Origin of the sequence: Pseudoalteromonas sp. T1lg88 (genome assembly GCF_002964765.1) — a bacterium.
Lineage (GTDB): Bacteria > Pseudomonadota > Gammaproteobacteria > Enterobacterales > Alteromonadaceae > Pseudoalteromonas.
The window spans coordinates 38405-61440 of the sequence record NZ_PQCF01000004.1 but is presented as its reverse complement, the minus strand read 5'-3'; the positions used below and the strand labels follow the sequence as shown (position 1 = coordinate 61440).

Sequence of the window (23036 nt, the reverse complement as noted above, 5' to 3'; positions counted from 1 at the left end):
AAAACAGTTTTTTAAGAGAGGTGTGGCGGTGCTCTTTGTTGTGCTGCGGTGAGCACTCGACGGTTAAGCGGCGCACTGGGCGCTATCGACACTGTATTTTTTGCTAAGGCCGCTTGCTTAATAGCAGGGCTTAGCGGATGCTCAGGGTCGTGATCATTATCGCTATCAGGATTGATATTTTGTGCCGTATCGACACTAACGGTAAGGCTATACTGGTCACTGGAGTTGGCAGCTGAGGTGAATAGGTGTTGGCTTGCGAATAGGCCGCATAGGGCAAACAAGGCAAACACAAAAAGCAGGTTGTACTTCAAGTTGTACTTTTGCATACCATCACCTGCCTATAAAATTACTACCTAGGGGTAAATATGACCCTGTTTATATGAACGAAAACTGAACATTATTTATGAAAACGAAATTAATCACCCGCCGTGGTTATCTGCAATTACAAACTGAACTCGACCATTTATGGCGAACCGAGCGTCCTGAAGTAACAAAAAAAGTGGCCTGGGCGGCGAGTTTGGGCGATCGCTCTGAGAATGCCGATTACCAATATAATAAGAAGCGTCTGCGGGAAATTGACCGCCGAGTCAGATACTTAAGAAAGCGATTGGACGAGCTTAGAGTCGTAGATTACAGCCCGAAGCAAGAAGGTAAGGTGTTCTTTGGTGCCTATGTGGAGGTTGAAGATGAGCAAGGCGAAGTGCTGGCCTTTCAAATCGTCGGCCCAGATGAAATTTACGATAACAAGGCCGTGGTTTCCATTGATGCCCCTATGGCTCGCGCTCTGTTGAAAAAGGAAGTCGATGACGAGGCCTGGGTGAACACGCCTAATGGTCGAAAGTTGTGGTATATCAATAGTATTCGCTATCAGCAAGGTGAAGAGTAAGGCGGAAAACAAATGTAACAATCTTCTTAACCTTGGGCGTTTCCCAACTCGGGTATTTCGCATATAGTTAAGGCTACAACAAGAAAAATTAAGCAAGAAGATGGGACAAGAAACCACCAAAATCCTCGTTGTCGATGATGATATGCGTTTACGCAGCCTGTTAGAAAGATACCTGGTTGAGCAGGGCTTTATCGTTCGCAGTGCCGCCAACTCAGAGCAAATGGATAAATTGCTGGAGCGGGAAAACTTTCACCTCATGGTGCTCGACTTAATGCTGCCCGGTGAAGATGGCTTATCAATTTGTCGGCGTTTACGACAAAAGGAAAATGAAATTCCGATTGTTATGCTGACCGCGAAAGGGGACGAGGTAGACCGCATTATCGGCTTGGAACTCGGTGCCGATGATTATATCCCTAAGCCTTTTAATCCCCGTGAATTGCTGGCCCGTGTAAAGGCCATCCTGCGCCGCCGCGCCAAAGAGGTGCCCGGTGCCCCTTCTGCCGAAGAGAACCTGGTAAAATTCGGTGAATTTGCCCTTAATCTGGCGACCCGGGAAATGACCCGAGGCGATGAGGTGATCTCCCTGACCAGCGGCGAGTTTGCTGTGCTTAAAGCCTTGGTTTCGCACCCTCGCGAGCCGTTAAGTCGGGATAAGTTAATGAATCTGGCTCGGGGCCGTGACTACAGCGCCCTGGAGCGCAGCATCGATGTGCAGGTGTCGCGCCTGAGGCGGATGATAGAGGTGGATGCCGCCAATCCTCGCTATATTCAAACCGTTTGGGGACTAGGTTACGTATTCGTACCCGACGGCAATAATTGATGCACTTACTTCCTCGAAGCGCTTTTGGACAAACGGTTTTCCTGGTTGGCGCCCTGCTGCTGATCAACCAGGTGGTGTCTTATGTAGCGGTGAGCTTCTATGTGGTTAAGCCGACCATAGAGCAGGTCAACATCATGCTCGCCAAACAGGTAAAAACCGTGTTTATCGGCGTTAATGACGGCGTTGAGGTGAGTGATCAAGTGTCCAAGCGTTTCCTTGAGGAAACCGGTATTGAGATATTAACTCAGCGCGATGCCTACATTAATGGCTTAGGCGAAGCGCGAGAGTACTCCATGCTCTCGAATATTATGTCGCAGCAGCTCAATGGCTCGGCCCGGGTGCGCATCAGTCAAACCGATCCTCTGATTTATTGGATAGAGCCACCGCAGGCACCGGGTTATTGGGTGCGGGTGCCGCTGTCGGGCTTTACCGAAGCCAATATTGAATTCTTAACCTTTTACCTGACCAGTATCGGTTTTCTCAGTGTGCTCGGTGGCTGGCTCTTTGCCCGTCACCTCAACCGCCCGTTAAAGGCCTTGCAGGAAGCGGCTATTAAGGTGAGTAAGGGGGACTTCAGTACCGAGGTCGATGAACAAGGTTCGACGGAAATGGTGGAAGTGACCCGGGCCTTTAACAAGATGTCGCGCGGTATTGCCGCCCTTGAGCAGGACAGGCGCTTGCTTATGGCGGGTGTCTCCCACGATTTGCGTACCCCCTTAACCCGTATTCGTCTGGCGACGGAAATGATGTCTGACGATGAGGACTACCTGCGCGAAGGCATAATTCATGATATCGAAGACATGAATGCCATTATTGATCAGTTTATTGAGTACCTGCGCCACCATGATAAGGGCGATTATCAAAGGGAAGATCTGAATGCCCTAGTGGAAGAAGTAGTGCATGCGGAGCAACAGCATGGGCGCGTGCAGGGGCGGGAAATTAGCGCTCACCTCAATCCCAGCTTGCCCAACGTGCCCATGAGTCATGTGGCCATAAAACGGGTGCTGACCAATATGATTGAAAATGCCCTGCGTTACTCCGATGATGACATCCAGGTGGTAACCCACTATAACGCCCGTAAAACTCATGTTTGTGTGAGCGTAAAAGACAGAGGCCCGGGTATTCCCGAGTCTGAGCTGGAAAAGGTGTTTGCGCCCTTTACCCAGGGCGATCAGGCTCGTGGCAGTGAGGGCAGCGGTTTAGGCCTGGCCATTATTAAGCGCATTATTACCATGCATAACGGCCGGGTGGAATTAAGAAATCGCAAGGAAGGCGGTTTGTGTGCCACCATCTACCTACCCATAAAAACGCCGGCATAAAGCCGGCGTTGCATCCTGTTTTTTTCCTTTTGCCCTTGCGCTAGGCACCTGTCTGCTGATTGAGTTATAAGCTCACGGCTCGGCTCTAGTAACAAAAACGCCAGCATAAAGCTGGCGTTGGTGCGAATTCTCAGCGCTATGGCTAAGTTAAAGAAGTTGACCCTTAGCTATTAGGGCCAGCTTGTTTAATGGCGTCAGATACGTCGTACTTAGCAAAGTTCTCGTTAAAGTCGTTCGCTAGTTTCTGTGCGTATTCTGCGTATTTCTCTTTGTCGTTCCAAGTGTTGATTGGGTTTAGAACCGCGCTATCAACGCCAGGTACGGCTACCGGTACGTCTAGGTTTAGTACGTCGATATGTTGAGTTTCAACGTCGGCTAGTTTGCCAGATACGATAGCATCAACAACGGCACGCGTAGTCGGGATGTCGAAACGCTTACCAACGCCGTAAGGACCACCAGTCCAACCTGTGTTTACTAGGTATACCTTGGCACCGAACTCACGAACGCGCTTCATTAGAAGCTCAGCGTAAACGCCAGCTGGGCGAGGGAAGAAAGGTGCGCCGAAACAAGTAGAGAAGGTTGATTCGATATCAGAAGTTGAACCGATTTCGGTTGAACCTACTTTCGCTGTGTAACCGCTTAGGAAGTGGTATGCAGCTGCTTCTTCGCTTAGAACAGAAACAGGAGGTAGTACGCCACTTACGTCACAAGTTAGGAATACCACGGCCTTAGGCTCACCAGCGCGGTTTTCTTCTTTACGCTTGGCTACGTGCTCAAGTGGGTACGCGGCACGAGTATTCTGCGTAAGTGATGAATCTGTGTAATCAGGAGTACGTGTGTCATCCAGAACAACGTTCTCAAGGATGGTGCCGAAGCGGATAGCATCCCAGATCACAGGCTCGTTCTTCTGAGACAGGTCGATACATTTCGCGTAACAACCGCCTTCGATGTTAAATACGCTGCCAGGTGCCCAGCCGTGCTCGTCATCACCGATTAGGAAACGGCTTGGATCCGCAGAAAGAGTTGTTTTACCAGTACCAGATAGACCGAAGAACAGGGCAGTGTCGCCTGCTTCGCCTACGTTTGCAGAGCAGTGCATAGGTAGCACGCCTTTAGCTGGAAGTAGGAAGTTCTGTACTGAGAACATAGATTTTTTCATTTCGCCCGCGTAGTGCATACCAGCAAGTAGTACTTTACGCTCTGCGAAGTTGATGATGACCGTTCCGTCACTGTTTGTACCGTCACGCTCTGGCTCACATACAAACGAAGGTACATTTAGGATTTGCCACTGTGGCATGTTGGCCTTGTTGAAGTGCTCCGGCTGGATGAACATGTTTTTAGCGAAAACATGGTGCCAAGCAGTTTCAGTGGTTACAACGATTGGTAAGTAGTGCTCTGGATCCGCACCTACTTCAAGGTGAGAAACGAAGTGGTCGTTTTGCGATACATGATTCTCAACTCGCTCCCAAAGGGCGTTGAATTTATCAGCATCGAAAGGACGGTTAACGTTACCCCATTGGATATCGTTCTCGGTGCTAGACTCTTTTACGATAAAACGATCGTTAGGAGAGCGGCCGGTACGACGACCAGTTTTAGCCACGAAAGCTCCGTTAGCAGCAAGAGAACCTTCACCACGGCGAATTGCCTGCTCGATTAGTTCTGCAGTTGTAAGATCAACAAAACGAGTAGCGCTTGAAGTCATGTTTTTACCTAAAAGTTGTGAGAGATTGAACGGTTAATCTAAAGCGGTGTGAGAGTGCTTTGATATGCAAATTATAGTAACAGATGGTTTGTGCATATACGAGCTTTGAAGTCGCTAAAAATGCCCGTTTTAGGTGAAAAAACATGAATAATTACAGTGATACCGGTGTCATGAAAAATGCATGTTCTTATGATACCGGTGTCATTTTTATTCACAAAAAAACTCGGGCGTTAATAACCCGAGTTTTTTATCGCCTTCGTTTAGGCCTATATTAATTAAAAATCGCTTTAATCTGCTCTTCGTTAAAGCGGTAATCAGTCAGGCAATAATGACAGCTGATCACTATCTCGCCATTTTGATGGACGTCGGCGAGCAACTCTTCCTGGCCTATATTGACTAGGGCATCCATGGTTTTTTCACGGCTACAGGTACATTTAAAGCGAATCGGCTGCGGCTCGAACAACTGGGGGTTGTCTTCGTGATAAAGGCGCGTTAGCACTGTATGGGCATCGAGGTTGAGCAGCTCATCGTTAGTAACCGTGTCGCTCAGTGTTTCTAAATGGCTGAAATCGGCTTCCGATTTCTCCCCTTGATGCACAGGCAATACCTGCAAAAATAAACCTGCGGCGCGCTCTTGGCCTTCGGTGACATCGGTGGCAAACCACAGACGCGTGCGCAGCTGCTCCGACTGGGCAAAATACTGCTCAACGCATTTTGCCAAGGTGTCATGCTCTAACGGCACTATGCCCTGGTAGCGCTCGCCTTTGATAGGAGTGATGGTGATGATCATATGACCCTTACCCATCAACTCAAGCAGGTTGTCGCTTTTTATTTCACCCTGCATACGGGCTACACCGCGCATATTTTGTTCATGGTCACCATTTATTGCGGCAAATTTAACCGGGCCATCGCCCTGGATTTGCACATTAATATGGCCTTGAAACTTTAAGGTTGCTGTGAGTAAAGAAGTCGTTACAAACAGCTCGCCCAAGAGTTTTTTAACCGGGTCAGGGTAGTCGCGTCCTACCACCATTTGGGTGAAAGCGTCACTTACTTGCACTAACTCGCCGCGCACGTCGAGTTGTTCAAAAATATAACGATATAGTAGATCTTGCTGCATGTGTTTCTCTATCTGGCTTTAAACTTGATCAGTTCACGGCGCTGTTTTTTATCCGGCTTGTGATCTGGATGCGGTGCAAAGAAGGCGTTATTTTTCCGGGCTTGCGCGTTTTCTTCGCGTTTTTGCTTACTTTGCTCTGTTTCCTCATAGCAAGTCACAGCAATGGGGGCGGCAACGCGTTTTTCAAGTAATTTAATTACCGTAATTTGCTTTTCATCGAAGCCCTGAGCGAGACGAATTTGCGCACCTACCTCAACCTGTTTGCTGGGTTTACAGCGTTGTCCATTGTAATGTACTCGGCCGCCTTGCACCATCTCGCGAGCCAGGGCGCGGGTCTTATATAAACGCACCGCCCAAAGCCACTTATCTAAGCGTACCGGGTCGGGTTTTTGTTCGGGGGTTTTGGTCACGATGTTTGGCCTTATTGCAAGCCCATATATAGAGGGGCAAAGTTAACATATAAGCAAGTGTAAAAAAAGTTGGCAAGATTGTAATACAGATGCCTTACTTAGCTTATATAGTCCTTGCCCGATTTTACATATTGCTACAGTACGCGCTTGTTGAACGCAGGTGATGAATGTACTATGTGGCGTTAGTTAACAGAATGATAATAGTGAACAGTTTTGGATTTAGCCCAACTACAACAAAGGCTTAAACAGCTTCCACAGACGAAGATTGTGACTGCTATAGTGCTGGCTACGACAATATATTGTGGCTATTTAGCGGCTTCGTTGGTGTGGTTACTGTGGCCACAACCGCAAGTTACGGCGGTCATGCCGCCGGCGACGGCCTCGTCGACGGCAAAAAATGGCGTCAATATTGCCGCTATTAAGGCAGTTAAATTATTTGGTGATGCTGCAGCGGTAGTGCAGGAGCAGCCCAAGCAAGAAGTGACCAGCGATGCTCCTGAGACACGTTTAAGCATCAACCTTACCGGGGTTGTGGCGGCCACCGATGATAATAGTGCTGGCTTGGCCATTATCGAATCCCAGGGTAGCCAGGAAACCTACGGCATAGATGATGTGATCAAGGGCACCCGAGCAAAACTGGCTAAAGTTTTGCCCGATCGCGCCATTTTGGACGTTAATGGTCGTTTTGAAACCCTGATGCTCGATGGCGTCAGTTTTACCAAAACGGTCAGTATGCCGGTTCCGGCCAGCAAGGAGCCAGAAAAATCCGGACCAAGCCGACAACAGGCTAAGCAAAGCGTGAATGTCACCGCCGATCCCGAACTCAAAGCAGAGTTACAACAAAAACGCGAAGAGGTATTGGCGGATCCTGGCAAGCTGACGGATTATATTCGTGTTAGTCCGGTGCGCAACCAGGGACAGTTGCAGGGTTACAAGTTAAGTCCGGGTAAAGATCCCCTGCTGTTTAAGCAGATGGGCTTAGAGAATAATGATATTGCTGTTGCGATTAATGGCTATCAACTCACCGATATGAAACAAGCAATGGCGGCTTTGCAGGAGCTTCGTTCAAGTACAGAAGCGGCGATTACGGTCAACCGTAATGGCCAGCTTATCGACGTGCAATTTAGCCTGCAATAATCACAAAGTGTGGAGAGAAGAATAATGGGCGCGAAATTTCGCACAAAAGTTTTAAAAGGGCTGGCCAAATATGGTGCGCTCTTTTTTGCCGCTGGTATTAGTTTAAACCTGTATGCAGTTGAGTATGCGGCAAATTTTAAAGGCACGGATATTAATGAATTTATTAATATCGTCGGTAAAAACCTGAATAAAACCGTAATCATAGATCCCAATGTGCGCGGTAAAATCAATGTCCGCAGTTATGAATTGATGGACGAAGAATTGTATTATCAATTCTTCCTTAACGTGCTGGAAGTGCACGGTTTTGCCGCGGTAGAAATGCCTAACGGTATTCTTAAGGTTGAAAAAAGCTCAGACGCGAAAAAGACGAATGTGCCTGTGATCGGCGAAGAAGACGGTTACGGCGGCGATATGCTGGTGACCCGCGTAGTACGAGTTAAAAACGTAACTGTGCAAGAGCTCGGCCCGCTTATTCGTCAGTTCAGCGATCAAAAAGACGGCGGCCATGTAACCAACTTTAACCCATCAAACGTAATGATGCTGACCGGCCATGCCGAGTCGGTTAACCGTCTCGTAGAGATCATTCGCCTGGTTGACCAAGCCGGTGATAAGAGCGTTGATATCGTTCGCCTGAAACATGCCACCGCCGCGGATGTGGTATCGGTAGTCGATAATATTTTTAAAGATACCGGCAAGGGCAGTGTGCCTGAGTTTTTGATCCCTCGCGTGGTCGCCGATGAGCGTACCAACAGCGTGATCGTCAGTGGTGAAGGCCAGGCCCGTACTCGTGCCATCGAATTAGTGAAACGTCTTGATAACGAGTTGGAAAGCACGGGTAATACCAAGGTGTTTTATCTTAACTACGCTAAGGCCGAAGACTTGGTCACAGTACTACAGGGTGTAAGTAAATCACTGACCGAAGAACAACAGGGCGCCGCTGCCACTCAACGAACATCGCGTCGCTCTCGCAGCGATATCAGCATCGAAGCTCATAGTGACTCCAACTCACTGGTTATTACCGCCCAGCCGGATATGATGCGCTCGCTTGAGAAAGTGATAGAGCGTTTGGATATCCGCCGTGCTCAGGTATTGGTCGAAGCCATTATCGTTGAAGTATCGGAAGGCGACGGCATTAATTTTGGCCTGCAGTGGATCACCGAAGAAGGCGGCATGCTGCAGTTTAATAACGGCACCACAGTACCGGTGGGTTCATTGGCCGTGGCCGCAGAGCAGGCTCGTGATGAAACCATTATTGATAATGTTATCGGCTCTGAAAATGGCACGGTAACACCAATCGAACGTACTCAAGAAGGTGACTTAGGTCCATTAGCCGCGTTGTTAGGCGGTATCAATGGTCTGGCCATGGGTATTGTCCGCAACGACTGGGGCGCTATTGTTCAGGCGGTATCAAATGATACTAACTCGAACATTCTAGCAACGCCTTCGATCACCACCATGGATAACGAAGAAGCTTCGATGATCGTGGGTCAGGAAGTGCCAATTATCACAGGTTCATCGACTGGCAGTAACAACGATAACCCATTCCAGACCGTTGAGCGTCAGGAAGTGGGTGTGAAACTGAAAGTAACGCCGCAAATCAACGATGGCTCGGCGGTACAACTTACAATTGAGCAGGAAGTATCGAACGTTGCCGGCTCTACCGCGGTGGATATCTCCATCAACAAGCGTGCCATTACCACAACCGTTTTAGCCGATGACGGCGGCATGGTGGTGTTAGGTGGCTTGATTGACGAAGACGTACAAGAAAGTGTTTCTAAGGTACCATTGCTGGGTGATATTCCAGTGCTGGGTCACCTGTTTAAGTCCACTAGTACGGCCAAGCGTAAGCGTAACCTGATTGTCTTTATTCGCCCGACGATTCTTCGCGACAGCGAAAGCATGAACCGTCTTAGCCACAGCAAGTATAACTTTATCCGTGGCGAGCAGTTAAAGCAGGATGACGATGGTATCGACCTTATGCCATTCGAGAAGGTGCCTATGCTGCCGGAGTGGGACGACGCCCTGGTATTGCCTCCTACGTATGAAGAGTACCTAAGAGAACAGAATAAGGCTGAGCGTAACAATGACTGAGCAAGTGGCCAATGATGCCTCTCCTGAGCTGCCGGTAAGCGACGAAGAGCTGATGGAAGTATCGGAAGTGCTTGCCGCAGCGCCGTTGCGACTGCCTTTTGCCTATGCTCGCCGTTTCCAGGTTTTGTTGGTCGACAAGGACCAAAAATTGGTGTTGTACTACGCCAATGAGCTAGACGCGCAGGTGATGTTGGAAGTGCGCCGTTTCGCGGGACGCGGCTTCGTAGTGGAAAAGCTCGCAGAAGATAAATTTGAGCTGCTATTGGAAGCCTCTTACCAAAGAGACAGCTCCGAAACCCAGCAGATCATGGAAGATATCGGCAACGAGGCGGATCTTTTCTCTCTTGCCGAAGAGCTGCCGCAAACCGAAGATCTCTTGGCGGGTGACGATGATGCGCCTATCATCAAGTTGATCAATGCCATGCTCGGCGAAGCCATTAAAGAAGGCGCCTCGGATATACATATAGAAACCTTTGAGCAGGATCTGGTGATACGTTTTCGTGTCGATGGCGTGCTTAAAGAAGTGCTTAAACCCAACCGCAAATTGTCGTCGCTTTTAGTGTCGCGTATCAAGGTTATGGCCAAGCTGGATATCGCCGAAAAGCGGGTACCGCAAGACGGTCGTATTAGTTTAAGAATTGCCGGCCGCGCCGTTGATGTGCGGGTATCGACCATGCCATCGAGCTTTGGTGAGCGTGTGGTACTGCGTTTGTTGGACAAAAACAACGCCCGCCTTAACTTACAAGACTTAGGCATGACGCAGCACAATCAGGAGCTGTTTGCCGAACTTATCCGCAAGCCTCACGGCATTATCCTGGTGACCGGTCCTACGGGCTCGGGTAAGAGTACGACCTTGTATGCCGGTATGAGCGAAATCAACAGTAGAGATCGTAATATCTTAACCGTTGAAGATCCGATCGAATATGAAATTCCTGGCATAGGCCAGACTCAGGTGAACCCTAAGGTGGATATGACCTTTGCCCGCGGCTTACGGGCTATTTTACGTCAGGATCCGGATGTGGTGATGGTCGGTGAGATCCGTGACTTGGAAACGGCACAGATCGCCGTGCAGGCATCTTTAACCGGTCACCTGGTATTATCGACCCTGCACACCAACACCGCCGCTGGTGCCATTACCCGAATGGAAGATATGGGCGTTGAGTCCTTCTTACTTTCTTCATCTTTACTTGGGGTCTTGTCGCAGCGTCTGGTACGTACCCTGTGTAAATCTTGTAAGCAGCCGCATCAGGCCGATGCCAATGAGTGTCAGATGCTCGGCGTTAGTGCTGAATCGGCGCCAATCATCTACCGCGCCGTGGGTTGTGAAGAATGTAACTACAATGGCTATAAGGGCCGAACCGGTATTCATGAGCTGTTGATCGTGAACGACCATATTCGCGAACTTATTCACAATGGTAAGGGCGAGCAAGCGGTTGAGAAATACATTCGTCAGCATAGTCCGAGTATTCGTGGCGATGGGTGTACCCGTGTGCTGGCAGGCAAAACCACTCTCGAAGAAGTATTACGGGTTACCCGTGAGGAGCAATAGTGGCGGCGTTTGAATATCGAGCTCTGGATGGCAAAGGCAAAGAAAAAAAGGGCATTTTAGAGGCCGATACGGCAAAACAGATACGTCAACAATTACGTGATAAGGGCTTGATGCCTTTAGCCGTTGAGCTGGCAGCCTCGCAGGAGAAGGCCAGTGCCGCAAAAACCGGCCTGTTTAGCGGTCTGTTTAAGGCGAAAATCGCGACCTCAGATCTGGCCTTGATCACCCGCCAGTTGGCGACCCTGATCCAATCTGCACTGCCGGTAGAAGCCGCGGTGATGGCGGTGGCCGAACAGTGTGAAAAGCCTCGCCTCAAGAAGATGCTGATGGCGGTACGCTCCAAGGTGGTCGAGGGTTACACCCTGGCCGATGGCCTGGCGGAATTTCCTCATGTTTTCGATAACCTCTATCGTTCTATGGTGGCGGCAGGGGAAAGATCCGGGCATTTGGATCAGGTGTTAAATCGCCTAGCGGATTATACCGAGCAGCGCCAGTATATGCGTTCGCAGATAGTGCAGGCCATGGTGTACCCCACCATACTTGTGGTGTTCGCCATTACCATAGTTTCTATCTTGCTTGGTACTGTCGTTCCCGAGATCCTAAAGACGTTTGAGAAATCCAAACAGGCTCTCCCCTGGACCACAGAATGGGTAATGGCGGCCAGTGCCTTTGTACAAAACTACTGGTTTATTACCCTGGTCGTGGTGATAGCCGTGGTGGTCGCTATTAAGCAGGCGTTGAAGCGCCCCAATATTCGTTTTTGGTACCATTCCCGGTTATTGTCCATGCCTGGTTTAGGCAAGGTCAGTCGTGGCCTGAATACAGCGCGTTTTGCCCGTACCCTAAGTATCCTTTCTTCCAGTTCTGTGCCCTTGCTTGAAGGCATGAAGATTTCCGGTCAGGTATTAGAGAACGATAAGATCAAACAGGCGGTGGCCGAGGCTGCTACTCGGGTCAGTGAAGGTGCCAGCCTGCGTGCTTCTTTGGAACAGTCTAAACTTTTCCCACCCATGATGCTGCACATGATTGCCAGCGGTGAAAAGTCCGGTGAGTTGGAGCAAATGCTTGAGCGTGCTGCAGACAACCAGGACCGCGAGTTTGAGACCATGGTGAATGTGTCATTAAAACTCTTAGAGCCGGCAATGATAGCGAGCATGGCACTAATTGTGCTATTTATCGTAATGGCAATATTGCAGCCAATCATGGCAATGAACAAGGCAATTGGCTTATAGTGGCCAAGTAAATACAGATTTCAGTAAATTTAGAGGTACGAACAATGAGAAAGCAGTCTGGTTTTTCATTACTTGAAGTGATGGTGGTATTGGTCATCATAGGCATGATCATGTCGATTGTAGCCCCGAATATCATGGGACAAAAAGAAGAAGCCGATCTTGATAAGGCGCAGTTGGACATTCAGCAAATTGAAGATGCGCTAAGCATGTACAAGTTGCGTGTTAATACCTACCCAACTACAGAGCAGGGTTTGGAAGCACTCGTGACCAAAACCAGCATAGAGCCAATTCCAAAGCGTTTCCCTGAAGGTGGTTTTATCAATGAATTGCCACTGGACCCTTGGGGTAACCCCTACCAGCTAATCTATCCGGGTGAAATCGGTAAGATTGATGTATTTTCTATGGGCCCTGACGGCGAAGCAGGTACCGAAGACGATATCGGTAACTGGGACGAAGAAGAGCGCTAAGCATGAAGGCGGTGAATCATCGATCCGGTTTTACCCTAATCGAAATTCTGGTGGTGCTGGCAATTATTGCGTTTAGCGCCAACCTGATAGTTTATAGCATTGATGATTCACGCCACGACGAGTTAGAGCAAACGGCCTTTGCCTTGCAAACCAGCATTAACTTTGCGTCCGAATACGCCATCCTTAATCAGCGTCAGCTCGGTTTATTTGTAGATGACGAAAATGGTTATGAGTTTATGGTTTATGGTGAGCAAAAATGGCAAGCATTGGATGACAGCGATGGTGTGCTGAAAGGCAAAAAGCTGGAGTCCGACTTTTCCCTGACCCTGAATCAAGAAGATCTCCCTTGGGCGCAGGATAGTCTGCTGAATGAAGTGGATTGGCAAAAACTATTGGGAGCCGATGACGATGACTTTCTTGAACTGCAAAAAATGCAGATCCCCCAAGTGATGATCCTATCCTCAGGCGAAATCAGCCCGTTTCAACTACGTCTTGCCTTGCAGGATGCGGACGAAGATCTGGCTCCCTTTATTATCGAAGGGGAATTTATGGCGCCGGTTAGCCTTTACCAAGAAGAGCTGCAATGATGGCTCAGCATAGATCTCGCTCAGGTAAGCGCAGCGCTGGCTTTACCCTTATCGAAGTTTTAGTGGCGCTCAGTATTTGTGCCATGGCCGGGATCGCTGCCATGCAGATCAGTGGCGAACATATTAATCATTTAGGCGCCATTCAAGAACAAACCTATGGCTCCTGGGTCGCGGAAAACCAGTTGGTTGAAATTCGCGCCCAAGGAGATAAGTGGGATGCCAAAAATGGTGCCAAGGGCAAAACCGAGTTGGCCGGAGTAACCTGGTATTGGCAACAGGAAGTGATACGCACCGCCAACAGCAGCTTTGTGAAAGTTGTGATATCCGTATTTACCGATGAAGAGCGCGAACAATTTGCCTATGAGCTCGCGACCTATATAGATAAAGAGGCGAGTAAAACATGATGCGTAGCCGCTTTGCTAATGTGTCTCGCCAACGTGCTTTTACCCTGGTTGAGGTGCTTGTAGCCTTGGCCGTAATGGCCTTTATTATCGGCGCAACCCACCAGATTTTTGAGGTCAGCACCCGAACCAAGGAAATGTCGGAAGAGACATTGGATAACCTATCACGTTTGCAGACGGTTTTTCGGGTGATGGAACAGGATTTTAGTCAGATAAGTAAGCGCAAGGTGCGCAATGAGGCTGGCGATTTTCAGGAAAAATACCTGTTACACGAGCGCTTTTTATTTGGCAGTGAACTAGATGGCATTGCCTTTATACGCAACGGCTGGACCAACCCGGGCTACTTGTTGCCGCGCAGTGAACTACAAGCCGTAGCCTATCGGGTGCAAGAAGGGCGTTTAGAGCGTTTGTATAGTCTTTATGTCGATCAGTTAGACAGCAGTGAGCCTAGAGTGCAGGTGCTGTTAAATGATGTGGAAGATTTTAGGTTTGAGTTTTTTAACGGCCAGGCGCAAAAGTGGCAGGAGCAATGGCAGCAGGAACTGTTACCTAAGGCCGTTGCCGTGGATCTGACCTTAAAAGAAGGCGACCCAATTCGTCGCCTATTTTTACTGGCAGGTCAGGGCGCCGATATCCCGGTGCAGCAAGGCGGTTCAGGAAATAATTCAGGCGGTGGTTCAGCTGGTTCCCAGGGCGGTAACCAAGGTGGAAATAATAATCAAGGCGGCAACAACTCGGGTGGCGGCGGTTCGACGGGGAGCCCTAATCATGGTTAATCGTCATCAAGGCGGGGCGGCCCTTATCATTGTTTTATTTATTGTTGCCCTAGCCGCAACCATTGCCGCGCAGATGAGTATGAATCTTATGGTTCAGGTGCAAAAGTCATCGAATCTTAACGATTTTCGTCAGGCTAAATGGTATGCCTATGCGGCGGAGGCCCTAGCGCAAAAGGTGCTGCGCGAAAGTATCGAAGAAGAGCCGGACAAAATGCACCTGAAACAGAGCTGGGCTTTGGCAGCTAATACGCCGTTTCCTGTGGAAAATGGCACCATTGCTGGGGAAATTAAAGACTTGCAAGCCTGTTTAAATCTTAATGCGCTACGGGCTGAGCCTCAAACGCAAAACGGCGGCTATGTAAAATCTAACCCGGCTCATCAGGCTCTGCTAGCCTTATTAAAGGAAATCGATGATTTGCCAAGTGATGAGTCTGAAGAGGCTATGGCCGACAGCGTGTTTGACTGGGTGGATGAAGACAGTATTACCATGCGTTCCGGCGCCGAGGAAGACGAGTATTTATCCCGGGATGTGCCTTATTTAACCGCCAATAACTTCTTTGCCGATTTTTCCGAGTTACGCCTGGTAAAAGGGTTTAACCCGCTGGCGATGCGTAAATTGGCTCCTTATGTTTGCGTGATCCCCGGCAGTGAGGTGTTTGCATTGAATGTAAATACCATTACCGAAGATCAAGCCTTGCTTCTGGCTGCTATGATTGAAGGGTTGGACGAGTCATCGGCGCAGTCGGTGATCAGTGCACGCCCGGAAAAAGGCTTTGATTCGCTGAGCGACTTTGTTAACGAGGTAACCCAGCAGGGGGGCCGTGATGTTAAAGAGGACGATGGTCGGTTTGTGCTGAAAAGTTCGTATTTTCAATTGCAAACAACCGCAACTTTTGTCGAGTTTGAGTTTACTATGACCTCGCTATTACAAATAAATAATAAAGAAATTTCCATTATGGCGCGAAAATTTGGAGGCCTGCAGTGAGAGAATCCTTACTGATCCACGTGGGCGAGCGCCCAGATCAGCCTATTCATTGGCTGGTATATAATCCCGCAGAGGACGAAATTATCGCCAGCGGCCACCTGGCCGAGGCAACCGCTTTATCCGGACTCACGGACAAGGCGCGCAATCGCGATTGCACCTTAGTAGTGCCCTGCGCTCAGGTGCAACTGCAAAGCGTGAAATTGCCCGCGAAGTGGAATCGCAAGCTGGCTCAGGCCTTACCCTTTATGGTGGAAGAGCAGGTGACGGTCGATATCGACAGCCTGTTTATCGCCCATGGCAATGCCTACAGCGAGGCGGATAATCATTTTATTAATATCGCCCTGGTTAATAAGCAGTGGCTGCAAAACTGGCTGGAGCTATTTGCTGAAGCCGATATTGCCGTAGTGAATGTGTATGTTGATGCCCTCTTGCTACCCGAGCCTGCACCGCAAAGAGCCAGCGCTATTGCCATTAATGATGACAGTTTTTTGGTGCGTTCCAGCCAGTGGCAAGGCGCTCAGCTGGAGCCGGATTGGGCAGCGGCCTATTTAATCTCGGCAGGCATCGAGACCTTAGACTTATACAGTCCATTACCCAGTGGCGAATTGGGAATTGAAACCTATAGCCACGAAGATAAGTTTGAATTGCCTTTAGCCATGTTCGCCAAGGCCATCTCACCTATCAATTTGCGCCAAGGCACCTTTGCCTACAAGAAAAAAAGCAGTGGTTGGATTAAGGTATGGCGTCCGGCCATGGTTGCCGCGGGTGTGGCTCTGGTCTTTATGCTGGGCGTCAAGGGGGGACAGTGGTATCACTATTCTTCTCAGGCCGAGTCGGTGAAAGAGCAGGTAGTGAGCAGTTATGAGTCGGCTTTCCCCGGCACCAAGGTGCGTCCGCATCTTATCCGTAACCAGATTAATACCGCACTGGGCGGCCAGAGTCAGGGCGGCGGCGCTGAATTTCTGATGATGTTGCAGGATTTTGCCGATATCGTGCAGCAAAGCAATGAGTTTGTAACGCAAACGCTGCGTTTTGATCAGCGCCGCAATGAATTACGGGTTGGCGCCAGAGCCAAAGACTTCCAAAGTTTTGCACAAGTAAAGGCGCGCTTGGAACAGCGCGGTTTCAGTGTCGACCAGGGGTCATTAAACAATGACGGCGAAACCGTGGTGGGTGAATTACGCATAAGGGGCGAACAATGAGCGCATTAACGAATTATTGGCAATCATTGAAGCCACAAGAGCAGCGCTTGCTAAGCATCGCCGGCGTTATTTTTATCATCTTTTTCTTTGTTATGGTGATCTATCGGCCGTTAAATAACGCCGTTGCTGAGGCCAAACAAGAGCTGAGCAAACAGCAAGAATTGCTGCAATTTGTGCAGCAAAGTGTGGTGCAAATAAAGGCCCAGGGCGGCTCCGTAAAAGCTGTCTCCAGTGGTAATGTCACCCAGGTGGTGAACAGCACCCGTTCACGCTATCAAATTGAGATCGCTCGCATGCAGCCCAGTGGTGAAGGTTTGCGTTTAAATATTGATAGTGTGCCCTTTAATCAACTCTTGTCTTGGTTGGACGACATAGTCAAAAACCATGGCGTGACCATTAGTAATATCGAGCTGTCTTTAGATCCAAAACCGGGCCATGTCCGTGTTAGTCGTATCGTTCTGGAGTAACTATGTCTGTGAAGAAAATCAGCGGTCTAGCCGTTGTATTTGTTGTTTTTTTGCTGGTTTTCGCCATTGCCCTGCTGCCCGCTTCGGTGGCCTTGGACTGGTTTAAAAAAGATTTACCACCTGGCTTACAGTTGGGTCCGGCCACGGGCACGGTCTGGCAAGGCCAGGTGCACGGGGCGCGTTATCAGGGCCAGTATGTCAGCCAGGTGAAATGGCAGGTTAAGCCGCTGGCGCTGTTGCAGGCGCAGTTGAATATGGATCTGGTGCTAGGTAATAAGCGCAATACCAATGAAATTTCGGCCCAGGGTCAATTAGTCTATGGCCTGTTTAACAAGCAGCTGCAGCTTCACGATACCCAGGCACGACTTTCTCTTGAGCAAGTTTTACAGCGAGTGCGTCTACCCATACCTACAGAGGCCAAGGGGCGGGTGTTTGTTGAACTGGATAACTACCAACTCGGTGAGCCTCATTGCCAAGCGCTAGCCGGCACCATCAGCTCTGCGGATATCAGCGTGAAGGGTCGTAACGGTTGGTTTAGCATTGGTGAGCTGGAAGGTGAGCTTAGCTGCGTAAATAGTGCTGCTAAGGTGACGGTTACCAAGGAAAACCGTCTGGGTTTACAGGTTGATGCCAGCTTTAACGACCGTGGTCAGTTTAGCGTTAAAGGCTTTATTAAACCGGATGCCAGCCTGCCTAAGGATGTACATGATGCGGTGCAGTTCCTGGGAGCGCAGGGAGCCGACGGTCGCTATCGGATCGATTTCTAATGAGTGAGCAAGCGCTAACCTCTTTGCGTGACTACCTGAGGGAGGCTGGTAATGCTATGCCCTTGGCTCAGGTTCAGGGTTATCTTTTTGCACTTATCTGTGCTCCTGCTCCCATAGAGGAAGAGCAATGGTTGCAAGAGGTGCTTGGTGGCCATGCCGCCGATTGCGATGAAAGTGTTTTATTTGCACTGCTGAGTCTGCATCAGGATATAAGTGAGCAGGTGTATGAGACCGGTTTTAAGCTTACTAGCAATGTCGCAGTTGCACAGCGCTGGCGGGATAATCTAGCTGCCGATGCCGAGTTGCATCAATGGGCACAAGGCTTTGTGCTGGGTGTCAGCTATTACCTTGAACCCTTGCTAAGTGCCCCATCGTGCCCCGAAGAAAGTAAAGATATGCTTGCTCAGGCGGTCACTGTACTTGGATTATTTGCCGATGCTGAGCAATTCAGCATACATGCGGCAAACTCTGGTCAGGATGAGCAGGCATTTAACGATGCTCTGGTCGATATGATGGCTGATTTTAGTCTGGGATTTGCCGAACTGATTGAGCTTACTGCGGTGCAAAGTGGTTTATTCGATGATGAGCCGCACTGGGAAACCTAACCCCGCCATTTTCGCTATGTCTTCTTGGGTGAGCTTAGCCGAGTTGCAATAGCAGGTCGGTGCAGCCCTTGGTGCAACGGGCTCTGGCATAGCCGGGTTCGGCGAGTTGCAGGCTGATGGCACCTTGGCAGTGCTTGCATAACACGGTTTTGCCCTTGCTCAGTTGCTGCAGCAGACGCTTGTGCTCGGCAAAAGAATCACCTTGCTTTTTATTGAGTGCCGAAAAGTCCATAGCTTACTAGTGGGTGGCCGCAATAATGGTGCAGGTCTGCAGTAAATCGTCACCATAAAAATACTGATTGAGTTCTCTGTTTTTACAGTATTTTCTCTCCCAGTCATGCATGCCGCGAACCGTTTTAAAAATGTCGGCGAGATGGGCGTCCTGATCTTTGTTTAATTTAAGTTGAGAGCGGACCTCAGCTAGGGCATGTTTTGCCTTCACTTCCCGTTGTACCTGAGTGGAATCACTTAAATCCGACACCACAGAGCCAAGAATTTTGTCACGGGGATTTTTTATCAAAGGATGATCAACACTTAGCAGTGCTAACAGAATAACGACCAACAGTAATAACTTCTTCATGAGTAAACCTTGATCTAGGTGGCAACGGGGACGCTGATAGTGTAGTAAACTCTGGGTTTTAAAAGCAAGCCTATTAAGGCGCTTAGGGTTAAATATAATCTTCTGGTTACATCATTTTGGTGGCCGAATTGATATACTTGCCCGAAACGACAAACCTAATAACCAATTAGGTAAGTTTGCCCATTCCTAAATCCCTGGCGTTGAGGAACTAAGATGGAAAAAGAGCAGCGGATCAAGGTAAAAAACATACCCAGTGACGTGAAAATCGAAAAGCCCAGCGGGGCCGAGTACGATAGATTTAATCCCCGTAACCGTATTTATGTCCGAGCCGTCACCGGATTACACCAGTTGCTAAGACAGCGTATTGGCTTAGTCGGTATGCTCGCCTTTATGTTGTTGCCTTGGATTAACTACAACGGCCAGCAAGCGGTTTTATTCGATATAGGTAATCAGCAGTTCAGTATTTTTGCCCTGACCTTTTGGCCGCAAGACTTAACCATACTCGCTTTTATTTTTATGATTGCCGCCTTTGCGCTGTTTCTGGTGACCACCTTCTACGGCCGTGTCTGGTGTGGTTATACCTGTCCGCAAACGGTGTGGACCTTTATCTTTATCTGGTTTGAAGAGAAGTTTGAAGGCACCGCCAACCAGCGTAAAAAGCTGGATCAGCGTCCCATGGACTTTGATAAGTTTTGGCGCAAAACGGCCAAACATGGCAGCTGGTTGCTTTTCTCCTTGTATACCGCCATTACCTTTGTCGGCTACTTTACGCCCATGCGTGAGCTGGTGTTCGACTTTGTGACCTTTTCTGTGGGCGGCTATGCGCTGTTGAATATTGTCGTATTTGCCCTTTGTACCTATGGTAATGCGGGCTGGATGCGGGAAATTATGTGTTTGCATATTTGCCCTTATTCGCGCTTCCAGTCGGCCATGTTCGACAAAGACACCTTTACCGTAAGTTATGATGCCAAGCGCGGCGAAAACCGCGGTCCGCGTGGGCGCAAGCAAGATCCTATAGAGTTGGGGTTGGGCGACTGTATCGACTGTAACCTCTGTGTACAGGTGTGTCCTACCGGTATAGATATTCGTAACGGCTTGCAGTACGAGTGCATTAACTGTGGCGCCTGTATTGATGCCTGTGACGGCGTTATGGACAAGATGAATTATCCTCGTGGCCTGATCTCCTATACCACGGAACGTAACCTGGAGGCTTCCGCCGAGAAAACCAAGCCGGTGCGCGGTAAGTTAATTGGTTACTCTATTATTCTCTTTATCCTTATCGGCGCGCTGGCGGCTAATATAGCCATGCGGGTGCCTATGGATCTCGATATTATTCGTGACCGTAACCAGTTGTTCCGTATCAATGTTGATGGCTTGGTAGAAAACACCTACACATTGAAGGTATTGAATAAGGCTCAGGTAGCGCAGCAGTTCCGAGTTGAGGTTGAGGGGCTGGAGCATTATCAGGTGATTGGTCAACTTGAGTTTAGCGTCGCACCGGGACGCTCTCACGATCTGCCCTTGTCTGTGATTATCGACCCTTACGATCTGAAAAAGCCGATGACAGAGTTTAATTTTGTGCTTTACCCGGTGACCGATCCCGAGACGCAAATTAAGCAAAGCAGTAATTTCTTTAAGGGTCGTTAAGGTGAGTGAATTTAGTTTTGCTTCCTTAACCCCGGATACCATTTTAGATGCCCTCGATGGTGTGGGCATCTATGCTGAGTCTGGGCTCTTGGCGCTTAATAGCTACGAAAACCGTGTTTATCAGTTTATAGCTGAGGATCAGCGCCGCTATGTGGCAAAATTCTATCGCCCTGAGCGCTGGAGTAATGAGCAGATCCTCGAAGAGCATAGCTTCAGTGCCGAGCTGCAAGAAGCCGAGGTACCTGTGGTGGCGCCGTTGCGTATTGATGGTCAGACACTGTTTGAGCATCAAGGCTATCGCTTTACGCTGTTCCCCAGCGTTGGTGGCCGCCAGTTTGAGATGGATAATCTCGACCAGCTAGAACAGCTTGGCCGTTTAATTGGCCGCATGCACAAGGTGGCGGCGGCAAAACCTTTTACCACGCGGCCTGTGCTAGGCTGTGATGAATATCTATATCAAGCCAAGGTTCATTTGCAGCACAGTAACTTGGTAAGTGAGGCAATGTCTTTACCTTTTTACACCGTGCTCGATCAGGTTATCGACAAAGCTAGCCGCTTATACCAGAGTGTTGCTACTATACGCTTGCATGGAGACTGCCACGCTGGCAACATTCTCTGGTCCGGCGATGATATGCTAACCTTTGTTGACCTTGATGATAGCCGTCAGGGCCCAGCAATGCAGGATTTATGGATGATGCTCAGTGGCGATCGGCAAAATCAGCTGGTCCAGCTTGATACCCTGGTGAATGCCTATGAGGAGTTTGCCCATTTTGAGCATGGCCAGTTGCGTTTAATAGAGCCGCTGCGGGCGATGCGCATGGTGCATTATATGGGCTGGATTGCCAAACGTTGGCAAGACCCGGCATTTGAGCGGAACTTTTCTTGGTTCGCACAAGACAAATACTGGGAGCAGCAAACTCTGGCATTAAAAGAGCAACTGGCGGCGCTGGATGAGCCAGCGTTGAAATTGATGCCATAAGCGCGCAGCCAAATTGAATTTAAAAGAGACGATTATGATAAAAACACTAACAGGTTCGTTATTACTACTTTGTTTACCTCTGGCCTCTTGGGCAGCCGACTTTAAGGCCGGCGAGCATTACCAAGTGCTTGATACTAAGGCCTCTGAAAGTGACAAGGTAACCGAGTTCTTTTCTTTTTACTGCCCTCATTGCTATCGTCTTGAGCCGGCGGTCGGTGCGCTTAAAGATGCCTTGCCAAAGGATGTGCCCTTTATTAAAAGCCATGTAAACTTTTTACGTTTGGATAAGGCTGCGCAAAATCGCCTAACTACGGCGTATCTAATCGCTCAGCAAGAAGGTAAAGGCGAACAGGTATCTGAGGCCATCTTCAAGAGTATTCATCTGCAACGCGAGCCACTGCAATCGCAGCAAGCGGTAGAAAAATTATTGGCGGAGCAGGGCATTGGCGCCGAGCGTTATAGCATGTTAGCAAGCAGCATGCCGGTATTGGCCGGTGAAAAGGCCGCTCTGGAAGCGCAAGAAACGTATACCAAGGCCGGCGCTCTAACGGGCGTGCCTACCATTATTGTTAACGACAAATACAAGGTGCATGTACACACTGTGAAGTCGCAGCAAGAGCTTAATGAGCTCGTTAACCATTTATTAGAAAAATAACACGGAGAATAAAGGTATGAAGAAGTTTATTGCCCTAGCGCTAATGGCGCTGGCATTACCTTTGACAGCAGTGGCAGCACAGTTTGAAGAAGGTACTCACTATGAAGTCGTTTCTGAGCGTGCTAGCCGTAAGCCGGAAGTAAAAGAATTCTTCTCTTTCTACTGCCCTGCCTGTAATGCTTATGAAGGTTTACTAAGAGACGTTAAGCCTAAGCTAAACGAAGGTGTGAGCTTTAAGCGCAGCCATGTAAACTTTATGGGTGGTCGCACCGCAGAAAACCAGGACATGTTGTCGCAAGCCTTGGCAACGGCCAGTGTGTTACCTGAAAAAGAGCTTTTGGTTGCTGCCATCTTTAACCACATTCACAATAAACGTTCGCAGTTTAACGAAATGGCCGACGTAAGAGACGTGTTTGTTGCCAATGGCGTGGATGCACAAAAGTTCGACAAGTTATTCGAAGGCTTTGCGGTACGCACTAAAGCCTCAAAGATGCAGCGCGACCAAGAATACTATAAAGAGAAGGGTGCCCTGAAAGGCGTACCTACCTTTATCGTTAACGGTAAGTATCGTTTGATCTTAGGTCGTGATTCTGGCGTTACCGAGCCAGATGATATCGCGGCGCTAATCAATTACTTGGCCAAGAAGTAAGTA

Annotated in this window: 26 protein-coding genes; 20 read left to right on the top strand and 6 right to left on the bottom strand. The window is 49.0% G+C overall.

The window, feature by feature from the left end:
- Positions 1-11 precede the first annotated feature (11 nt).
- Positions 12-326 (bottom strand): hypothetical protein, encoded by a 315-nt coding sequence (locus tag C2M34_RS01560; RefSeq protein ID WP_105214955.1) that lies wholly within the window; start codon positions 324-326, stop codon positions 12-14.
- 77 nt (positions 327-403) lie between these two features.
- Here C2M34_RS01560 and greB point away from each other — a divergent pair, with 77 nt between their 5' ends.
- From greB to envZ, 3 genes are all read left to right on the top strand, one after another.
- Positions 404-886, top strand: coding sequence for a transcription elongation factor GreB (gene greB, locus C2M34_RS01555; protein WP_105214953.1), 483 nt, complete (start codon positions 404-406; stop codon positions 884-886).
- Positions 887-986: 100 nt separating this feature from the next.
- The gene (gene ompR / locus C2M34_RS01550; RefSeq protein WP_105214951.1) at positions 987-1706 is read left to right on the top strand and encodes an osmolarity response regulator transcription factor OmpR; all 720 of its coding nucleotides are present in this window, start codon (positions 987-989) and stop codon (positions 1704-1706) included.
- Complete coding sequence (envZ, locus tag C2M34_RS01545; RefSeq protein ID WP_105257885.1) at positions 1706-3025, top strand: two-component system sensor histidine kinase EnvZ; 1320 nt, start codon at positions 1706-1708, stop codon at positions 3023-3025. The genes ompR and envZ overlap by 1 nt, the downstream gene beginning before the upstream one ends.
- Positions 3026-3188: 163 nt before the next feature.
- Here the strand turns inward: envZ and C2M34_RS01540 are convergent, their stop codons facing one another.
- The 3 genes from C2M34_RS01540 to hslR all read right to left on the bottom strand — a co-directional run bounded on the left by C2M34_RS01540 (position 3189) and on the right by hslR (position 6257).
- Positions 3189-4727: a phosphoenolpyruvate carboxykinase gene (locus C2M34_RS01540; protein WP_105199998.1), complete on the bottom strand. Its 1539-nt coding sequence runs from the start codon at positions 4725-4727 to the stop codon at positions 3189-3191.
- 271 nt (positions 4728-4998) lie between these two features.
- Positions 4999-5847 (bottom strand): Hsp33 family molecular chaperone HslO, encoded by an 849-nt coding sequence (gene hslO / locus C2M34_RS01535; RefSeq protein WP_105214947.1) that lies wholly within the window; start codon positions 5845-5847, stop codon positions 4999-5001.
- A gap of 8 nt (positions 5848-5855) precedes the next feature.
- Positions 5856-6257: a ribosome-associated heat shock protein Hsp15 gene (gene hslR, locus C2M34_RS01530; protein ID WP_234000064.1), complete on the bottom strand. Its 402-nt coding sequence runs from the start codon at positions 6255-6257 to the stop codon at positions 5856-5858.
- Between the two features lie 267 nt (positions 6258-6524).
- Here hslR and gspC point away from each other — a divergent pair, with 267 nt between their 5' ends.
- From gspC to C2M34_RS01465, 13 genes are read left to right on the top strand one after another with little or no spacing between them, the layout of a single operon-like run.
- Entirely contained in the window at positions 6525-7394 is an 870-nt protein-coding gene (gene gspC / locus C2M34_RS01525) for a type II secretion system protein GspC (RefSeq protein WP_233997925.1), read from the top strand.
- A gap of 24 nt (positions 7395-7418) precedes the next feature.
- The gene (gene gspD, locus C2M34_RS01520; RefSeq protein ID WP_105200002.1) at positions 7419-9485 is read left to right on the top strand and encodes a type II secretion system secretin GspD; all 2067 of its coding nucleotides are present in this window, start codon (positions 7419-7421) and stop codon (positions 9483-9485) included.
- A gap of 52 nt (positions 9486-9537) precedes the next feature.
- Positions 9538-11034, top strand: coding sequence for a type II secretion system ATPase GspE (gene gspE / locus C2M34_RS01515; RefSeq protein WP_325034819.1), 1497 nt, complete (start codon positions 9538-9540; stop codon positions 11032-11034).
- Positions 11034-12266 carry a type II secretion system inner membrane protein GspF gene (gspF, locus tag C2M34_RS01510; RefSeq protein WP_105257883.1) on the top strand — a complete coding sequence of 411 codons (1233 nt, stop codon included), beginning with the start codon at positions 11034-11036 and terminating at the stop codon, positions 12264-12266. Before gspE ends, gspF begins: the two co-directional genes overlap by 1 nt.
- A 44-nt stretch (positions 12267-12310) precedes the next feature.
- Positions 12311-12733: a type II secretion system major pseudopilin GspG gene (gspG, locus tag C2M34_RS01505; protein ID WP_105200005.1), complete on the top strand. Its 423-nt coding sequence runs from the start codon at positions 12311-12313 to the stop codon at positions 12731-12733.
- A 2-nt stretch (positions 12734-12735) separates the two neighbouring features.
- On the top strand, positions 12736-13320 hold the full coding sequence (gene gspH / locus C2M34_RS01500) for a type II secretion system minor pseudopilin GspH (RefSeq protein WP_105200006.1): 585 nt from the start codon (positions 12736-12738) through the stop codon (positions 13318-13320).
- Positions 13317-13724: a type II secretion system minor pseudopilin GspI gene (gene gspI / locus C2M34_RS01495; RefSeq protein WP_233997926.1), complete on the top strand. Its 408-nt coding sequence runs from the start codon at positions 13317-13319 to the stop codon at positions 13722-13724. Before gspH ends, gspI begins: the two co-directional genes overlap by 4 nt.
- On the top strand, positions 13724-14497 hold the full coding sequence (gene gspJ / locus C2M34_RS01490; protein WP_105200291.1) for a type II secretion system minor pseudopilin GspJ: 774 nt from the start codon (positions 13724-13726) through the stop codon (positions 14495-14497). Before gspI ends, gspJ begins: the two co-directional genes overlap by 1 nt.
- On the top strand, positions 14490-15482 hold the full coding sequence (gspK, locus tag C2M34_RS01485) for a type II secretion system minor pseudopilin GspK (RefSeq protein ID WP_105214939.1): 993 nt from the start codon (positions 14490-14492) through the stop codon (positions 15480-15482). The genes gspJ and gspK overlap by 8 nt, the downstream gene beginning before the upstream one ends.
- On the top strand, positions 15479-16684 hold the full coding sequence (gene gspL, locus C2M34_RS01480; RefSeq protein ID WP_158677981.1) for a type II secretion system protein GspL: 1206 nt from the start codon (positions 15479-15481) through the stop codon (positions 16682-16684). Before gspK ends, gspL begins: the two co-directional genes overlap by 4 nt.
- A complete protein-coding gene (gspM, locus tag C2M34_RS01475) occupies positions 16681-17151 on the top strand; it encodes a type II secretion system protein GspM (protein ID WP_105200009.1) in 471 nt (156 codons plus the stop codon). Before gspL ends, gspM begins: the two co-directional genes overlap by 4 nt.
- Before the next feature lie 2 nt (positions 17152-17153).
- Entirely contained in the window at positions 17154-17918 is a 765-nt protein-coding gene (locus tag C2M34_RS01470; RefSeq protein ID WP_105200010.1) for a type II secretion system protein N, read from the top strand.
- The gene (locus C2M34_RS01465) at positions 17918-18523 is read left to right on the top strand and encodes a UPF0149 family protein (protein WP_105257881.1); all 606 of its coding nucleotides are present in this window, start codon (positions 17918-17920) and stop codon (positions 18521-18523) included. Before C2M34_RS01470 ends, C2M34_RS01465 begins: the two co-directional genes overlap by 1 nt.
- Positions 18524-18557: 34 nt before the next feature.
- Here the strand turns inward: C2M34_RS01465 and C2M34_RS01460 are convergent, their stop codons facing one another.
- Positions 18558-18755 (bottom strand): hypothetical protein, encoded by a 198-nt coding sequence (locus C2M34_RS01460; RefSeq protein ID WP_105214933.1) that lies wholly within the window; start codon positions 18753-18755, stop codon positions 18558-18560.
- Positions 18756-18761: 6 nt separating this feature from the next.
- On the bottom strand, positions 18762-19103 hold the full coding sequence (locus C2M34_RS01455) for a hypothetical protein (protein ID WP_105200013.1): 342 nt from the start codon (positions 19101-19103) through the stop codon (positions 18762-18764).
- 213 nt (positions 19104-19316) lie between these two features.
- On the opposite strand from C2M34_RS01455, the gene ccoG reads away from it, so the two are divergent.
- Genes ccoG through C2M34_RS01435 form a run of 4 tightly spaced genes read left to right on the top strand, consistent with a single transcriptional unit; the run spans position 19317 to position 23033 of the window.
- Positions 19317-20750 carry a cytochrome c oxidase accessory protein CcoG gene (gene ccoG, locus C2M34_RS01450; protein ID WP_105200014.1) on the top strand — a complete coding sequence of 478 codons (1434 nt, stop codon included), beginning with the start codon at positions 19317-19319 and terminating at the stop codon, positions 20748-20750.
- 1 nt (position 20751) lies between these two features.
- Complete coding sequence (locus C2M34_RS01445; protein WP_105200015.1) at positions 20752-21729, top strand: serine/threonine protein kinase; 978 nt, start codon at positions 20752-20754, stop codon at positions 21727-21729.
- A gap of 34 nt (positions 21730-21763) precedes the next feature.
- Entirely contained in the window at positions 21764-22384 is a 621-nt protein-coding gene (locus tag C2M34_RS01440; protein WP_105200016.1) for a thiol:disulfide interchange protein DsbA/DsbL, read from the top strand.
- Between the two features lie 16 nt (positions 22385-22400).
- Positions 22401-23033, top strand: a complete 633-nt coding sequence (locus C2M34_RS01435) for a thiol:disulfide interchange protein DsbA/DsbL (RefSeq protein WP_105200017.1) — start codon at positions 22401-22403, stop codon at positions 23031-23033.
- The last annotated feature ends 3 nt before the right edge of the window (positions 23034-23036 follow it).

Coding starts and splice junctions, on each gene's coding strand:
- C2M34_RS01560 (WP_105214955.1), bottom strand. CDS start 326: ATGCAAAAGTACAACTTGAAGTACAACCTGCTTTTTGTGTTTGCCTTG.
- greB (WP_105214953.1), top strand. CDS start 404: ATGAAAACGAAATTAATCACCCGCCGTGGTTATCTGCAATTACAAACT.
- ompR (WP_105214951.1), top strand. CDS start 987: ATGGGACAAGAAACCACCAAAATCCTCGTTGTCGATGATGATATGCGT.
- envZ (WP_105257885.1), top strand. CDS start 1,706: ATGCACTTACTTCCTCGAAGCGCTTTTGGACAAACGGTTTTCCTGGTT.
- C2M34_RS01540 (WP_105199998.1), bottom strand. CDS start 4,727: ATGACTTCAAGCGCTACTCGTTTTGTTGATCTTACAACTGCAGAACTA.
- hslO (WP_105214947.1), bottom strand. CDS start 5,847: ATGCAGCAAGATCTACTATATCGTTATATTTTTGAACAACTCGACGTG.
- gspD (WP_105200002.1), top strand. CDS start 7,419: ATGGGCGCGAAATTTCGCACAAAAGTTTTAAAAGGGCTGGCCAAATAT.
- gspE (WP_325034819.1), top strand. CDS start 9,538: ATGGAAGTATCGGAAGTGCTTGCCGCAGCGCCGTTGCGACTGCCTTTT.
- gspG (WP_105200005.1), top strand. CDS start 12,311: ATGAGAAAGCAGTCTGGTTTTTCATTACTTGAAGTGATGGTGGTATTG.
- gspH (WP_105200006.1), top strand. CDS start 12,736: ATGAAGGCGGTGAATCATCGATCCGGTTTTACCCTAATCGAAATTCTG.
- gspI (WP_233997926.1), top strand. CDS start 13,317: ATGATGGCTCAGCATAGATCTCGCTCAGGTAAGCGCAGCGCTGGCTTT.
- gspJ (WP_105200291.1), top strand. CDS start 13,724: ATGCGTAGCCGCTTTGCTAATGTGTCTCGCCAACGTGCTTTTACCCTG.
- gspK (WP_105214939.1), top strand. CDS start 14,490: ATGGTTAATCGTCATCAAGGCGGGGCGGCCCTTATCATTGTTTTATTT.
- gspM (WP_105200009.1), top strand. CDS start 16,681: ATGAGCGCATTAACGAATTATTGGCAATCATTGAAGCCACAAGAGCAG.
- C2M34_RS01470 (WP_105200010.1), top strand. CDS start 17,154: ATGTCTGTGAAGAAAATCAGCGGTCTAGCCGTTGTATTTGTTGTTTTT.
- C2M34_RS01465 (WP_105257881.1), top strand. CDS start 17,918: ATGAGTGAGCAAGCGCTAACCTCTTTGCGTGACTACCTGAGGGAGGCT.
- C2M34_RS01460 (WP_105214933.1), bottom strand. CDS start 18,755: ATGGACTTTTCGGCACTCAATAAAAAGCAAGGTGATTCTTTTGCCGAG.
- C2M34_RS01455 (WP_105200013.1), bottom strand. CDS start 19,103: ATGAAGAAGTTATTACTGTTGGTCGTTATTCTGTTAGCACTGCTAAGT.
- ccoG (WP_105200014.1), top strand. CDS start 19,317: ATGGAAAAAGAGCAGCGGATCAAGGTAAAAAACATACCCAGTGACGTG.
- C2M34_RS01440 (WP_105200016.1), top strand. CDS start 21,764: ATGATAAAAACACTAACAGGTTCGTTATTACTACTTTGTTTACCTCTG.
- C2M34_RS01435 (WP_105200017.1), top strand. CDS start 22,401: ATGAAGAAGTTTATTGCCCTAGCGCTAATGGCGCTGGCATTACCTTTG.